This is a genomic window from Actinomadura sp. 7K534 (assembly GCF_004348575.1).
Taxonomy (GTDB): domain Bacteria; phylum Actinomycetota; class Actinomycetes; order Streptosporangiales; family Streptosporangiaceae; genus Spirillospora; species Spirillospora livida.
This window is the reverse complement of the sequence record NZ_SMKB01000001.1, coordinates 39,919-54,015: the sequence shown is the minus strand read 5'-3', so window position 1 is coordinate 54,015 and position 14,097 is coordinate 39,919. Positions and strand designations below refer to the sequence as shown.

Annotated in this window: 8 protein-coding genes; 6 read left to right on the top strand and 2 right to left on the bottom strand. The window is 67.7% G+C overall.

Going from position 1 to position 14,097, the window contains the following annotated elements:
* Nucleotides 1–197 precede the first annotated feature (197 nt).
* Both E1266_RS00240 and E1266_RS00235 read right to left on the bottom strand, forming a co-directional pair.
* Nucleotides 198–3,068, bottom strand: a complete 2,871-nt coding sequence (locus tag E1266_RS00240) for a BTAD domain-containing putative transcriptional regulator (protein WP_165965873.1) — start codon at nt 3,066–3,068, stop codon at nt 198–200.
* 500 nt (nt 3,069–3,568) lie between these two features.
* Complete coding sequence (locus tag E1266_RS00235) at nt 3,569–7,543, bottom strand: hypothetical protein (protein WP_132042387.1); 3,975 nt, start codon at nt 7,541–7,543, stop codon at nt 3,569–3,571.
* A gap of 784 nt (nt 7,544–8,327) precedes the next feature.
* Here E1266_RS00235 and E1266_RS00230 point away from each other — a divergent pair.
* The 6 genes from E1266_RS00230 (at nt 8,328) to E1266_RS00205 (ending at nt 13,989) form a co-directional block, all read left to right on the top strand.
* Nucleotides 8,328–9,125, top strand: a complete 798-nt coding sequence (locus E1266_RS00230) for a hypothetical protein (protein ID WP_132042385.1) — start codon at nt 8,328–8,330, stop codon at nt 9,123–9,125.
* Nucleotides 9,118–10,440 (top strand): peptidoglycan-binding protein, encoded by a 1,323-nt coding sequence (locus tag E1266_RS00225; RefSeq protein ID WP_132042383.1) that lies wholly within the window; start codon nt 9,118–9,120, stop codon nt 10,438–10,440. The genes E1266_RS00230 and E1266_RS00225 overlap by 8 nt, the downstream gene beginning before the upstream one ends.
* Complete coding sequence (locus E1266_RS00220; RefSeq protein WP_132042381.1) at nt 10,437–11,117, top strand: ABC transporter ATP-binding protein; 681 nt, start codon at nt 10,437–10,439, stop codon at nt 11,115–11,117. The genes E1266_RS00225 and E1266_RS00220 overlap by 4 nt, the downstream gene beginning before the upstream one ends.
* Nucleotides 11,118–11,137: 20 nt before the next feature.
* Nucleotides 11,138–12,409, top strand: coding sequence for an ABC transporter permease (locus E1266_RS00215; RefSeq protein ID WP_132042379.1), 1,272 nt, complete (start codon nt 11,138–11,140; stop codon nt 12,407–12,409).
* 153 nt (nt 12,410–12,562) lie between these two features.
* Nucleotides 12,563–13,036 (top strand): hypothetical protein, encoded by a 474-nt coding sequence (locus tag E1266_RS00210; RefSeq protein WP_132042377.1) that lies wholly within the window; start codon nt 12,563–12,565, stop codon nt 13,034–13,036.
* A 398-nt stretch (nt 13,037–13,434) separates the two neighbouring features.
* Complete coding sequence (locus E1266_RS00205; protein WP_165965872.1) at nt 13,435–13,989, top strand: TetR/AcrR family transcriptional regulator; 555 nt, start codon at nt 13,435–13,437, stop codon at nt 13,987–13,989.
* Nucleotides 13,990–14,097 lie beyond the last annotated feature (108 nt).

Below are 14,097 nucleotides of genomic sequence, written 5' to 3'. Positions count from 1 at the left end.
AGTCGCTTACAAGTCGCGTTTGGAAGGTATCCGCCGACGGCCCGCTCACCTGGGCTTTCACCTCGGAAGATCCCGCGCCGGCACGCTCCCGGCAGACCGTGGAACGCATTCTGGAGGCCGCCACTCGCGTTCTGTCCGACCGCGGCTACGACGGCGCCTCCACCGAGATGGAGGGCCCTGCGACTCCGGGCATGACCTCACGCTCGCAGATCGGCGAGAAGGCGCCCGATGCCGCTGAGCGTCCGAGTCGCGGTCGCGCTGTCGGGGATGCGCTGGGCGGCCGCGCCGGCCAGCGAGAGGACGTGCTCGGCGGTGTCCCGCTCGCCGCTCTGCAGGTGGGCGTGGGCCAGCCCCTGCAGCGCCATGGCCTCGGCCCGCGCGTCACCGATGGACGAGACCCTGGTGACCGCGCGGGAGAACGCCTCGGCGGCCGCGGCCGCATCGTGCCTGCCCAGGTGAGCCGAGCCGAGCCAGTGGTCGATATAGCCTTCGAGCGGCCCGCCGTCCACGGACCGCGCGATGGAGCGGGCCGAGCGAAGGCTCCGCTCGGCGGCCATCAGATCACCGAGCGCGAGATGCGTCTGCCCGGTGTGCAGCAGGACGTGGGCCTCGGCGAGGGCGTCACCGCGGTCTCGCAGGAGCTCATGGCCGCGGTGGAAGTGCGAGAGGGCCCTGCGACGGTCACGCCGCCCCCGCTCCGCGATGCCCATCGCGACATAGCAGAGCGCCTCCGCCCGGCGCTCCCCTAACCGGGCCAGCGTGTCGGCGGCGGGCGCCAGCAGGTCGAGCGCGTCCGTATGGCGCTGCTGGTAGATCCGCAGGCCGGCCAGGTGGCTCATGACGATGGCCTCGCCACGGCGGTTCCCGCTGCGGACGGTCGCGGCGAAGGCCGTCTCATGCGTGGTCTGCCAATCGCCCAGATACCCGTACGTGCCGAACAGCGTCGTCGACGTGACCGCGAGGTCCCAGGCCGCCTCGTCCAGACAGGCCCTGGCGGCCTGGGCCACCATGGCCACGAGCGAGCGATGCTCGGACTCCCACCACGCCCAGGGGTCGGCCAGAAGCTGGCCGACGTAGGCCGGGGCGAGCGGCCATCGCGGGAAGGTGCCGTGGTTCAGCAGGAAGTTGGCGCCGTAGCTGGTCTCGTGGGCGCGGTCGGTGAGCGTGAGCCAGGCGCCCAGGAGCCGCGCTACCGCGTCCCGCCGCTCGGACACGGGGATGTGCCGCTCAGCCAGGTCCCCGCTGTAGAGATGGATCAGATCGTGCAGGCGATACCGCGTCTGGCCGGCGCCGTCCCGGCCCGCGACCTGCACGAGCTGGTTCTCCACGAGCACTTCGAGGTGATGCTCGCCCTCCCGGACCGTGGTGTCCAGGAGCGGGGCCGCGACCCAGGCCGCGAAGTCCTCGGCCTCCACCAGGCTGAGAAGACAGAACAGCCGGCGGGCACGCGCCTCCAGTGCCTCGTAGCTCAGTGTGAAGCTCGCGCGGACGCTTTTCCTGCCGTACTCGAGTTCGTCGATGCGCAGCCGCTCGTCCAGCAGCCGTTTCGTCAGCGTGCCGATCGTCCAATGCGGCCTCGCCGCCAGGCGGCTGGAGCAGATGCGCAGCGATAACGGATGGCGCCCGCACAGGTCGACGAGCTCGGCCGCCGTGGCCGGCTCTCTCGCCAGCCGATCCGGGCCGACGACGCTCGCGATGAGGTCGAGGGCCTGGCCCGCGCTCAGGACGTCGAGAACGATGTGCCGGGCACCGCTCAGGCCGGACAGGGGCTTCCGGCTCGTCACCAGGACCGCGCAGGTCGGGCCGCCCGGCAGGAGGGGCTCCACCTGCGCCTCGTCCGTCGCGTTGTCGATGACGATCAGGATCCGCCGGTTCGCCAGCGCACTGCGGTACACCGCCACCCGCTCATCGGGATCGGACGGCACATCCCGGCCGGTCATCCCGATCGCGCGCAGGAACCGCAAGACCACCTCGTCCGGGCTCTGCGCCTGCGGCCGCGACTCCCCCGACCACAGGTCCACGTAGATCTGCCCGTCGGGGAAGTTCCCCCTGAGGCGATGGGCGACCTGCAGCGCGAAGGTCGTCTTGCCGACCCCCGCCATGCCCGACACCGCCACAGTCGGCGCCGAGCCGCCGGCCGGTGCCCTTCCGAGGACCGTCAGCGCCCGGGCGAGCTCTTCTTCCCGCCCGGTGAAGTCGGGAATGGCCGGCGGAAGCTGCGCCGGAGACGCGGAGAGCCGCGGCGCCCTGGGCTCCGGTGCGGCCGGCGGTACGGAACCGGCCAGGACCTGCCCGTGGAGCCGCCGCAGCCCTTCCCCGGGCCCGATCCCCAGCTCCGCGGTCAGCAGCCGCTCGGCGTCGCCGTAGACGGTGAGCGCCTCGTGGCGGCGGCCGCTGCGGTAGAGGGCGAGCATCAGCTGCTCCCACAGCCGCTCGCGCAGTGGATGGTCTGCCAGCAGGGCGGTGTTCTCGGCGATGACCTCGTCGTTCAGCCGGCGAGCGAGCCGGAGGTCCGCGCGCGTCTCCCACAGGGCGAGCCGCGCCTCCTCCAGCCGCGTCCTTTCAACGACGATCCGCGGCGACGCCGGAACATCGGCGAACGCCGCCCCGCGCCACAGGTCCAGCGCCCGGTCGACGTCGTCCGCGAGGTCGTCCGCGAGGTCCGCCGCTGGACCGGCGGCCGACCGAGCCCGGATCCCGGCCACGGCCTGGTCGAATTCCTGCAGGTCCAGGCTCGCGTCGTCAGGAAGCGCGAAGGCGTAGCCGGAGGCGTTCCCGACGAGCAGCCGCCCGTCGGTGGCGCGGTCCTCACCCAGGGACCGCCGCAGCCGGGAGACGAGCGACTGCAGCGTCCCGCGTGCGGACACCGGCGGGTCATGGTCCCAGAGCTCGGAGATGAGGCGCTCAGTCGGCACCGTTCCGCCCCGATGGATCAGCAGGAGGGCGAGGACGGTGCGCTGCTTGGCCGCACGAACGGTGACCTGCTCCTCACCCTTCTGTATGTGGAGAGGGCCGAGAACTCCGAAGCGCAACACCAGCCACCCCGCCATCGCACGCATGATCAACATCTGTGCAGAGATCATGTTAATGCGAAACGAATTCCTGTCCAGGTCACCCGCAGGCCGCCTGCGGCCGGCGGCGACCGCCCCACCGAATGCGCGATCACGCGGCGTTGCGGGGCGGCCACGGCGCCCGAGTCATCCGCTCTATCCCCGCCGGCACGTCATCAAGCGAATGAAGGCCATGAGGGCGCCTGGGCCGAAGAGAAGCAGCACGTGAACGGATGGCCCGCCGGTCCCCAAAGAGACGACGATGACCACGGAGGCAAGGAGGTACAGACCGAGGAACAACCGCCAGCCGTAGGACAGCCGCCGTCTGAATGGAAGGAGACCGAGCACGGTCCACAAGCAGAATGCGACCATCCAATAGACCAGATACGCCTGCCCGCCGAGGCCCATGCCCACCACTCTTCCGCTTCACGTCGGAGACGAAGACTCTCTGGCCGTCCCCGGTACGGGAACGGCCAGAGAGTCACTGGATCGCGCACGTCATCCGCTTCCGGCGAACGCTAGACGCAGAAGTGCACGCTGTCAGGGTTGGTCCCCGCCCCGCCCGGCGGAGCGATGTTCCACGGATTTCCGCTCTGCCCGGAGCCCGAGCAGGAACCGTAGGGGTTGTCCCATATGCCGCTTCCCCCGTCCGGGAGGCGGCTGAACAGCCGGAAGTTCCCGTTGATGATCGGACCGGAGCCGACCGGCTGCCCGTCGGTGTTGATGGCCCTGCCCTCGAAGTAGAGGTACTGGTCCGGCATGAAGCTGGACCTCAGGATCGGCCGCCCGCCGTTCTTGTGAATGGTCCCGTCCGCGCAGACCATGAAGCTCAGCTGCTGCCAGATCGGCGCCGCCATGTTGAACGGCGAGCCGGTCGCACCGCGGTGGAAGAAGAGGTTGTAGATCTCCCTCACCACTCGCGTGACGTTGGGATGAACGCGGAAGTCGTGGCTCATCGTGTCGATCCACGCCTGCATGGCGGCGGCAGGTCCCGCCTCTCCGAGCATGGGCCGGTACCCGATGCTCCCGCCCGAGACGGAATTGGCCGGGACGCAGCCGCCGACGATCGGCGCCGGCTCCTGGTCGTGCAGCGGAAGGTAGGCCCGTCCGGGGAGTATCCCCGTGGAGTGCGGCCTCGCCGTGCGCCTTCTCCCGTCGTGCTCGTTCAGGTCCTCGGTCGTGTAGGTGAGGTCCGGCCGGTCGATCCCGTAGTCGAGTTCGATGGCCCGGAGCGTGTTCTTGACGAAGTCCGGCAGTACCGTGTCGCCCGTCCGGTCGTCGTACTCGACGTACGGACTGCCGTCGACGATCGCACCGTCCTCGCCCCGGATGAACGAGACGGTGGCACTGGCCTTGATCTTGTACGAGGTGTCATCGGTGTCGAAGTGTCCGGGCTTGGAGGAGCTCGTGGGGCGATCGGTGTACGGGTTCGCGAAATGGATCCAGTTCGCGATCCCCTGACCCGGCGGATGGTCGAGCGGGTCCGTACCCGCCGTGATGATCTGGTTCCGCCATGTCTGCATCGCGGACTTCATATGCGGGCCCGCGCATTCCTCGTCCGTCCCGTCGCACGTGGGCAGCGCGAGCACCCTGCCCGCGGTCTCCAGCCCCCAGTCATAGAGCTTCTGATGGGTCTCGACCGGGCTGTTCAGGAACCACGAGCTGACCGAGTCGGTGTTGATGTTCTGGGTCTCGTCGAACAACGCGACGGCGTCGACGGTCCGTTCGACGTAGGTCCCCTTGATGGGGCGCACCGCCAGCGCGTCGAAGGCGATCGTCTCGTCGCCGGTCGCGCCGCCGACGACGCTGCTCAGTTTGACGCTGGGCCTGCCGTCGAACATGAAGGCGCCGATCGACAGCCACTGGTTGCCGCTCACCCGCTGCGAGATGGTGCGCTTACGGGTGCCGCGCGCCGTCTCCACCTCGTAGGTGGCCCGGTGCGTGTACCCGTAGTGGTCGGGGAGATGCACCAGGACCTGGGCCGGCCCGTTGATCTCGCGGTCCAGCTTCCAGGCGCCCGAGACGCGCAGATGCGGACGATCCGGATCACGGGTATGGCCGAAGTAGTAGTGGCCGCCGAAGCCGCCCCCCATCTGGTGCAGATCGATCTTGGACGGGTACTTCCCGCCGGAGTCGGCGGCGAAATCGAAGGTGAACGCTCCGGCGTTGCTCCAAGGACGCCCGCAGTTCGGCGCGGGGGTGGGCGTCCCGTCCGGCACATCGTCGATGACCAGCGACCCCGACGGCAGGCCGTTCAGGGTGCAGGTCGGCGGATAGTTCACCTGGTCGGGCTGGTAGGCGTATCCGGGATCGAAGCGCAGGACCTCGTTGCCGCACTCGGCGGGGCAGTTCTTCCAGGTGATCGGCTGATGGAACCAGCATTTGAGGTCCCGCCGGCTGCAGGGCCCCTCCGGTTCGTCCAAATCGTTCGGATACTTCGCTCCAGGCGTGCAGTAATTCGAGGAGTTGCAGAACATCTCCGCCGGGGGCTTGATGCCCAGCCGGTAGATGTCGGTGTTCCACCAGGCCGCGCGGTAGCCCGGAACGTAGGTGTCAGGCGCCTTCTCCAGGGCTTCGATGGGGTAGGCGGCCCAGCCGAGGACCTTCTCCTGGTACGGCCACCACTGGGGGTTCTTGGCATCGGCGTAGGTGGTGCTGAGGAAGGGCGCGCGGTCAGCCGGATAGCGCGGGTTGATCGGATTGTTGGCCCAGCCGACACCCCATGGCCCGCCCTCATTTGGGTAGAAGCCGCTGTTGTATGACCACAGTGCGAAGAACCAGTTCTCCGGCTTGGCCGGGTCGCCGTTGTTGACCCGCATGCCGGCCGCCATCGTCTGGTTCCACTTCTGCTCCAGCAGGCGGACTCCGGAAGCGATGTTGGCGGTGAAGTCGAGGGCGACCGCGCGCTGGTGCTGATAGGGCAGAGCCGTCTCCCCCGGCTTCTCCCGGCCGGCGAGGCGCATGCCGTCGGTGCGTTGCGTGATGCCGTACCCGCAGTCCGCCTCGGAGAAGTCGATGTCCCAGTCGTTGGCCGGAGAACTGTCGTAGAGGTTGAGGCCGTAGTAGTTGCCGATAAGGGGGTTGCCCGTCTCACCGGGCGTGACCCAGCGACTGGCCTGCCACAGGTTCGATTCCTGTGCCGCCACGCCGAGCATCACCTGCGCCGGGATGTAGCCGCCGCCGGTGAGCCCGGCCCGGGGGAAGAGGCCCTGCGGGGTGTAGGCCGGCATGCCCAGGTTCTTCCAGTTCTGCGGCCGCTGGATCGTCAGCGCGCCCCGGACCGCCTGGTCGACGGCCCATTCGACCTGCCGGGGAGTCGGCTGGTACGCCTGGTTCCGCGGGTCGTTGCGCGGCACCGAACAGGTACGTTCCGACTCCACCGGGTTGGTGGGCGATCCGTCCGCCGCCGCGCGTGGCCGGGCGTCGCTCCCGCCGAGCACCGGGCTTGCCTTCCGACCGGCCGTGGCATCGCCGGGCGACACGGACAGTTCCGGCTGCTCGCCGGTCGCGAGGACCTTCATCTTGAGCGTCAGGCCGCCCCGGCCCCGGCGCGGGACGGGCACCGGGGCCGGCTCTCCGCCACGGGGCGATGCCGCCGCGGCGCCTCCACCGGCCGCCGAGAGCAGCGCCGACCGGCCGTGCGAGGAGACCTCCGCGCCGCGCGGCACGTCCACTCTGGAGATCTTCGGCGGCAGCGCGCCGACCTTGGCCGGACGGCCGGTCAGGAACACCCGTCCGCCCGCCCCGGCCTGCACCCCGACCTGCCCCAGCACGCCCGTGGCCAATTCCTTGGCCGGGCCGGGCCGCCCCGCCGATCGCCGCACCGAGACGCCGGCCTGGCCGCGTTCCATGAACACGACGCCGCCGTCCGCGTCGGCGGCGAGGTGGAAGGGCACGCCGCTCGTCTTGGTGAGCGGCGTGCGCCCGCCGCGCTTCGAGACCCGCACCAGGCGGTGGCCGTCGGCCGCGACGATCTTCCGCCCCACCGGGACCGCGGAGGTCACCTGCCCGGTCAGCACCGTCGCGGTGCCGAGGCGGCCGGTCACCGCGTCGACCCTCGTCAGCCGGGTTTTGCCGGCGTGGGACCCGGCGCCGCCCTCCTGCGTGATCACGGCGTCCTCACCGGTGCCGCACCCGGGACTGAAGTAGGCCAGCGACGACTGGAGGGGCAGCTTGCGAACCGAGCCGCTCGCGAGGTCGACAACGGCTGTGAAGGCGCCCCGGGCGTTGAGCGGCGGCTTGTTCGTGAACGCCCGCGGCGCGTAGGCGACCACGGCGCGCTTCCCCGAGCCGGTGAGGCATGCGTTGCCGATCCACTGATCGGCGTCGAAACCGGGTTCGGAGAGCGTCGCGACGTTCCGCCACGCATACCCGTTCTTCTCCTCGGCCACGAGAACGTGGAGGCCGCTGGAGTCTCCGGTCGTCGTCCATGCCCGGTCGCCCGATGATCGCCAGCCGGGCCCGAGCACCTTGTCGCGGCTTCCGGGAGCCACGGCCGGGGCAGGCGCGGCCGAGGGCCGGGAGGGGGGAGCCGGCGACGCGAGCGCGGTGTCCACGGGTGCTACGAGCGAGAGCCCCATGCCCATGAGGGCGGCGCACCACCCAATTCTGGTCCAGGGAGCCGGCGCTCTCACGTTGTTCTCCTCATCGAAAGCACATCCCTATTGGTGCCGTCACCGAGCGGAACTAGAAAGTTATCCGGCCTTCTTGCGCGCCACTTGCGCGGTACTTGCGGGGGTGCAGCGCGTTAACTGAATAATGGCGCTGACCAGCAACTACCCGAGACAGGATTCGTCCAGACGGCCGACAAGCGGGTACCTCAGAAGAGCAAACCAGAATGGATTGTGATGTATCTCACTCCAGGGCATTTGGCTGTCAGATAAGAGCCGGCGTGAGCGCCGGCCAAAGGAACTCCAGCCAGCGAGAACATCACCGGTCGCTTGGGGCTTGAGCCGTTTCTGGTAGCGGAATGCTCACTCCGTGTCGAGTTATCCGACCGTTGACAGCCTTCCGCCCCGCTGGATACAAGCTTGGACGTCGGCAACTCGGAGATGCGGCCGCCCCGCCGCTCGACCGCCGCCGAGAACGATCGACATAGTCGTCCATTTTCCTTGTCTGACGTCCTTTGCGGCGAGCGGAGCACGCATGTTTCAGAAAACCAATCTCCTCTTCATTGCCTCTGCGGGGATCGCCTGCCTCGTTGCGTCCTCCGGTTGTGGGTCGATGTCTGCAGGAACGTCTACGCGAACTCCGGTCGCGACCCCTACCCCGACGAGCATGGCACAGCTCAGTTTTCCGTTGGACGCCTTCGCCCCTTCCGTAGCACAGAATGCCCAGGAAGGGCAGTTGTGGAGCCATATGGTGAATCTCTGCTTGCGAAAATTCGGCTTGCCGCCGCTGTCGTCGACAAACCTGTCGGAGTCCATCGATCAAGGCATCCGGGTACGGCAGTACACCAAGACGCGTCGCTACGGGCTGTCCGACCGAGCCAGTGCCGAACTGTACGGGTACGGAATGCCGAAGTGGGCACGGGGCAGCGCCAAACCGCAATCCTTCGACGAGGTACCGCCAGAGCAGGCTCTAGTCCTCCGCGGCGCACCCCAAGGCTCCGCCGACGTGCAGCACCAGAGTCAATCCATCCCGGACGGTGGGTGTGCGGGCGAAGCCACCAGAGCCATCGGCACCGATGACGGGGGCTCGTACCTCGCAGAAAGCCTGCAGGCGAAAACATTCGAACTCATGAGGACCAAGCCACGAGCGAAGAACGTCATCGAGCAATGGTCGCAATGTATGAAGCGCAAAGGTTTCAACTACCCCGACCCCTGGAATGCGGGCAACGGGTTCGGGGCCGCGGACGGTGAGCCCGGGCCGCCGACCTCCGAGGAGATCAAGTCAGCTGTAACCAGCGTCGACTGCAGTTATGCGGTCAATCTCCCAGGCAAGCTGTTCGCCGTGGAGTCCGACCTGCAGAACATCGAGATCGACAACAATGCTGAAGCTCTGAAGAAGGAGAAGAAGCGGGTGGAGTCCCGAGCCCGGCACCTGCAGTCATTGGTGCAGAAACACGGTGGCTGACCTGATGAGTCGGGAGAAGACATCCGTTGCCGCCGACTCGCCGACGGATCCGGCGACCAGACGCACGGCCTCCAGGGAGCCGGGCTCCCCCATTGCGCGTCGCCAGCGCCAGATGCTGGGCGTGGCCTGCGCCACCGCCGTGCTGTCGACCACGGGCCTGATCGCCTCGACCTGGGTGAGGTCGCCCGCCGAGGTGGCGGCGCGGACGGAACCTCCCCCGGCCAGCGTGCTCACGGCTCCGGTCGAGGCGAAAGTACTCCAGCGCACAGTGATTCTTCGCGGCGAGTACTCGTCCGTGCGGTCGTTGACCTTCACGCCTTCGACCGTGCTGAGTCCTGACGGCACCGCAGGCCGCACAGACGGCGAGTTGCTGATCACCAGATCGGTGAAGAAGGCCGGTGATCAAGTACGCCCTGGAATGTTGATCGCCGAGGTCTCCTACCGGCCGGTCTTTGCCCTGCGGGGCAGGATCCCTGCGCTCCGTGATCTCGTCCAGGGCATGCGAGGACGCGATGTCACGCAATTGCAGCAGGCTTTGGCCGAGGCGGGTTACCACCCTGGCTCTGACCAGGAGGGCTACTTCGGCGCCGGCACCGCCGCCGCCTTGAAGCGGCTATATGAGAAGCTCGGCTACGCCGTTCCCACAGTGCCTGGCCGTACCGGCGCAAACACCGATAATGAAGCCGGGAAGGCAAGTGGACGAAATATCGGTGCCGCCGGGGGCGGGAAGCGCGACCAGCTCGCCATGGCACCGAAATCTGAAGTGATGTTCGTGCCCTCCTTTCCTGCGCGGATCGTCACGGTGAGCGACTCGGTCGGCACGAAGATATCCAAGGACCTGATCAAACTGGCGGTCGGCGGTGTGCGGCTGATCGGCCGCCTCAATCCGTCTGAAGGTGAGATCGTCGAACCCGGACACGTTGCCGAGGTCGTGATCGAAGAAGATGGAATCCGGCATCGCGCCGCGGTGGCCAAGGTCGGCGACCTCGTCACTCCCAAGGCCGGCAGCAAGATGCGCCAACCGCCCTACATTCCGGTGACCTTCAAGGCGAAGGCTCCCTGGAAAGCGGAGCTCAACGGGAAATCCGCGCAGATCACGGTGACCTCTGCGGCCACGTCCAACGAGGTTCTCACGGTACCGCTGAGTGCCATCACGGCACCCGCCGACGGCAAGACGTCGGTAACCGTCATTACGGGCTCGGGTGAGAGACGCCGTGTCAGAGTGGCCGCCGGCGCGTCTGCGGACGGGTATGTCGAGGTAACCCCGGAAGGCGGCGGCCTTCGGGAGGGGGACCAGGTTGTGGTCGGCCGATGACACCCGTAATCAGTCTTGAGCGAATCAGCCACACCTACGCGGGGCCACCTCCCGTAACAGCGCTGCACAATGTGTCTCTCGTCGTGGAGCGCGGCGAATATCTCGCCATCGTCGGCCCTTCCGGTTCGGGAAAGTCGACCCTGCTCAACGTGATCGGGCTGCTGGACCAGGTCACGACCGGACGTTACCTCCTGGACGGGGTGAACGTCGCGGCCCTGAGTGACGCGGAACGTGCAGCCATGAGGGGCGGGCGCATCGGTTTCGTATTCCAGGCCTTCCACCTACTGCCTTACCGCAGCGCACTGGAGAACGTGATGCTCGCCCAGCTCTACCGGTCCGCGCCACGGAAAGCGAGGCTTGCCGCCGCGCGAGACTCACTCCGGAAGGTCGGACTTCAGCACCGGCTGGAATCAATGCCGACCCACCTCTCCGGTGGTGAACGGCAGCGAGTCGCCATCGCACGGGCACTGGCCAACCACCCGCAGTTGCTCCTCTGCGACGAACCCACCGGCAACCTCGACTCCGCCACCGCCGGCACGATCCTCGACCTCCTGGACGAACTCAACAACGAGGGCCAGACCGTGCTGACCATCACTCACGATCCGCTGGTCGCCGAGCGAGCGCAGCGCCTCGTGGCCATCCGGGACGGGCGGCTGACAGATGAGGTGCGCTCGTGAGGCTACGGCGCCGTCCATGGATGGTCGATGTCGAACCGTCTCGATTGTCCGTCCGCGACATGGCGGCGGAGGCTGCGGCGGGCATCGCCCAACGTCCTGGGCGCTCGGCGCTGACCACACTCGGCACGGTTCTCGGCGTCGGCGCCTTCGTCGCGATCCTGGGTCTCACGTCCACCGCGTCCGGCCAGATCAGCGAGCAGTTCAATGTACTGACCGCGACGACCGTCACCGTCAAAACGGTTGACGATCGGGGCTTCGGGGAGTCGCCGGGTGTCCGGCCGGCGACCGGGACCGAGCCCGTCGACAGCGCGTTCCCAGCCGATTCGGATGCGCGGATCACCCGCCTCAATGGCGTTGACACCGCAGGCACCTGGCGTCGGGTGCACTTCGATGGCGATCCGGTGATCGCCGCGTCTCCCGAGGTGCGTCCCGGGAGCAGCACCAGTCTGGGAGGGATCAGCCCGGTGTTCGCGGCCTCGCCGGGAATGCTGCGCGCGGCCGAGGCGTCGGTCACGCGCGGGACGCCCTACAACGGGTTCCACGAACGGCGCGGAGAGCGCGTTGCCGTACTCGGCGCGACGGCCGCCCAGCACCTCGGCGTCACCCGGCTGGACTCGCGACCCGCAGTGTTCATCAATCAGCAGGCGTTCACCATCGTAGGCATCATCGGCGACACCCGGCAGATGCCCGAACTGCTGGCGGGCGTCATCATCCCGCGCGGCACGGCCGACCGGCTCTACGGGCCCGCCTCCGTGGAGAGCCCGGAGGAAATGCTTATCAGGACCCGGCTCGGGGCCGCTGCGCTCATCGCCGGGCAGGCGCCCACCGCTCTCCGGCCGGAAGATCCCGGCTTGTTCACTGCGGTGCCCCCGCCAGATCCCCGTTCGCTTCGCGAGAAAGTAGACCAAGACCTGACCGGCCTTTTTCTCGTACTCGCCGCGATCTGCCTCACTATCGGCACTCTAGGAATTGCCAACACGACTTTCGTCGCTGTCCTTGAACGCAGGGCAGAGATTGGCCTGCGTCGCTCGCTGGGTGCTCGGCCCAGGCATATTGCTGCTCAGTTCCTCGCCGAATCGACAAGCCTCGGCCTACTCGGTGGAATGGTGGGAACATGTCTCGCCATCGCCACGGTGGCGGGTGTCGCCGTTGTTCAGGATTGGACCGCCGTGCTAGCGCCGGTCGCCGTGCTGCCAGCGCCGTTGATCGGCGCCCTGACAGGGCTCATAGCGGGATTGTATCCCGCGTTGCGGGCAGCCAGAATTGAACCTCAAAAAGCCCTCCGCCAATAGATGAACCACCATGCCACCACCACTAGGGAGGTGTTGATCCAATTACTTGACCAAGTAGTGCCACACAATCGAGCGAGGGTGGACCAAACAAGTCGAATGAGGTGAAGGCAAAGGATTCTTCTGACGGTAAACGGTATCAAGAAGGGAAGTCACGTGAGGTACACCATACGACGCCCGCTCGCGGCCGTGGCCGCCGCGGCGCTGACCATGGGCGGAACCAGCGGCCTTGTGGCCGGCTCCGCGCAGGCCGGCGACGCCATCCAAATCAGTCAGTGGGCTTCTTGGGGGCAGCCCTGCGGCACCTACCTCTGCCTCTACTACTCGCCGGGTCTGTGGAACGCGAGCTGGCGGCCCGCTCACTACGTCGACAAGGACCTGAGCGGGAACAAGTTCTATGACAGCGGGTACTTCGGATCCGCCGGCAAGGGACAGGTCGTCAACGACAATGCGGCTTCCGCCGGGAACCGCAGCACGAACTGCTTGCTGATCATCTGGCGGGACAAGAATCTGATGGGGTACGGCAACTTTCTTCACCCCGGCTGGTCCGGCGACTTCATCGAACACAGCCCCGCCGTGTACCACCTGCGGAATGCCGGATCGTCCGTTGACATGCTGACCTGCAACTAGCCGCGATCGTGCGTAGAGCCGGTTGGCCGCGAAGCGATCCAACCGGCTTTACGTTCTCAGTAGCAGGTCACCGGTAGGCACCCGACTGCCGTGACGAATAGGCGGGCGTCTCGGACGCCGAGTGCCCTGCTTCCCGACTATCGGGTGCATGGAGAGCTATTACCTGGTGACGTACCGGTACCAGGCGGTGGGCTTGCGGACCCGGTAGTGGTCCAGGCCGGCGAAGGCGTCGGCCCGGGTGCGGGCGCCGCCGAGCACGAGCGGATGCCGTGTCCGTTGTACAGTGCACGCGAATAAGGAGTCGCTTACAAGTCGCGTTCGGGAGGTATCCGCCGATGGCCCGCTCACCTGGGCTTTCACCTCGGAAGACCCCGCGCCAGGACCGCTCCCGGCAGACCGTGGAACGCATTCTGGAGGCCGCCACTCGCGTTCTGTCCGACCGCGGCTACGACGGCGCCTCCACCAACCGGATCGCCAAGGCCGCCGGGATCAGCAACGGCTCGCTGTACCAGTACTTCCCCAACAAGGACGCGATCGTCATCGCGGTGCTGGACCGCTTCGCCGACCGGCTCGCCGACCGCCTCGGCGCCGAGATCGAGGCCACCATGCGCCTGCCGTGGCAGGAGGCGGGGCGCGCGCTGCTCGACGTCCAGATCCGGCTGTTCGAGGAGAACGCCGACCTGCTGCGGATCATCGTGGAGCAGATCCCCCGGCTCGGGCCGTTCGACAAGCTCGCCGCGCTGCAGCGCCGGCTGACCGACCTCGTCCGGGTCTACCTGCTGGTCAACCGCGCCGAGTTCCGCGACGACCTCGACGTCGAGGCGACGGTGTGGATCCTCGCCGAGACCGTCGGACTGCTGTCGATCAAGTACGTCCTGGACCGGCCGCCCATCCCCCACGACCGCATGGTGGACGAACTCGCCGACCTGGTCATCGGCTACATCCGCGGCTGACCGCCGCGCCACATCGCAGCGCCTCATGTGGTGACGATCACATCACCTGAAAGCAAGATCTATCGCGCCCACCCCTTATCTCAGGCCGTGCGCATGGCTAACGTTCGC

Bases quoted from the DNA above. Each gene is read 5' to 3' on its own strand.
- E1266_RS00240 (WP_165965873.1), bottom strand. From the start codon at position 3,068: ATGTTGATCATGCGTGCGATGGCGGGGTGGCTGGTGTTGCGCTTCGGA.
- E1266_RS00230 (WP_132042385.1), top strand. From the start codon at position 8,328: ATGGCACAGCTCAGTTTTCCGTTGGACGCCTTCGCCCCTTCCGTAGCA.
- E1266_RS00220 (WP_132042381.1), top strand. From the start codon at position 10,437: ATGACACCCGTAATCAGTCTTGAGCGAATCAGCCACACCTACGCGGGG.
- E1266_RS00215 (WP_132042379.1), top strand. From the start codon at position 11,138: ATGGTCGATGTCGAACCGTCTCGATTGTCCGTCCGCGACATGGCGGCG.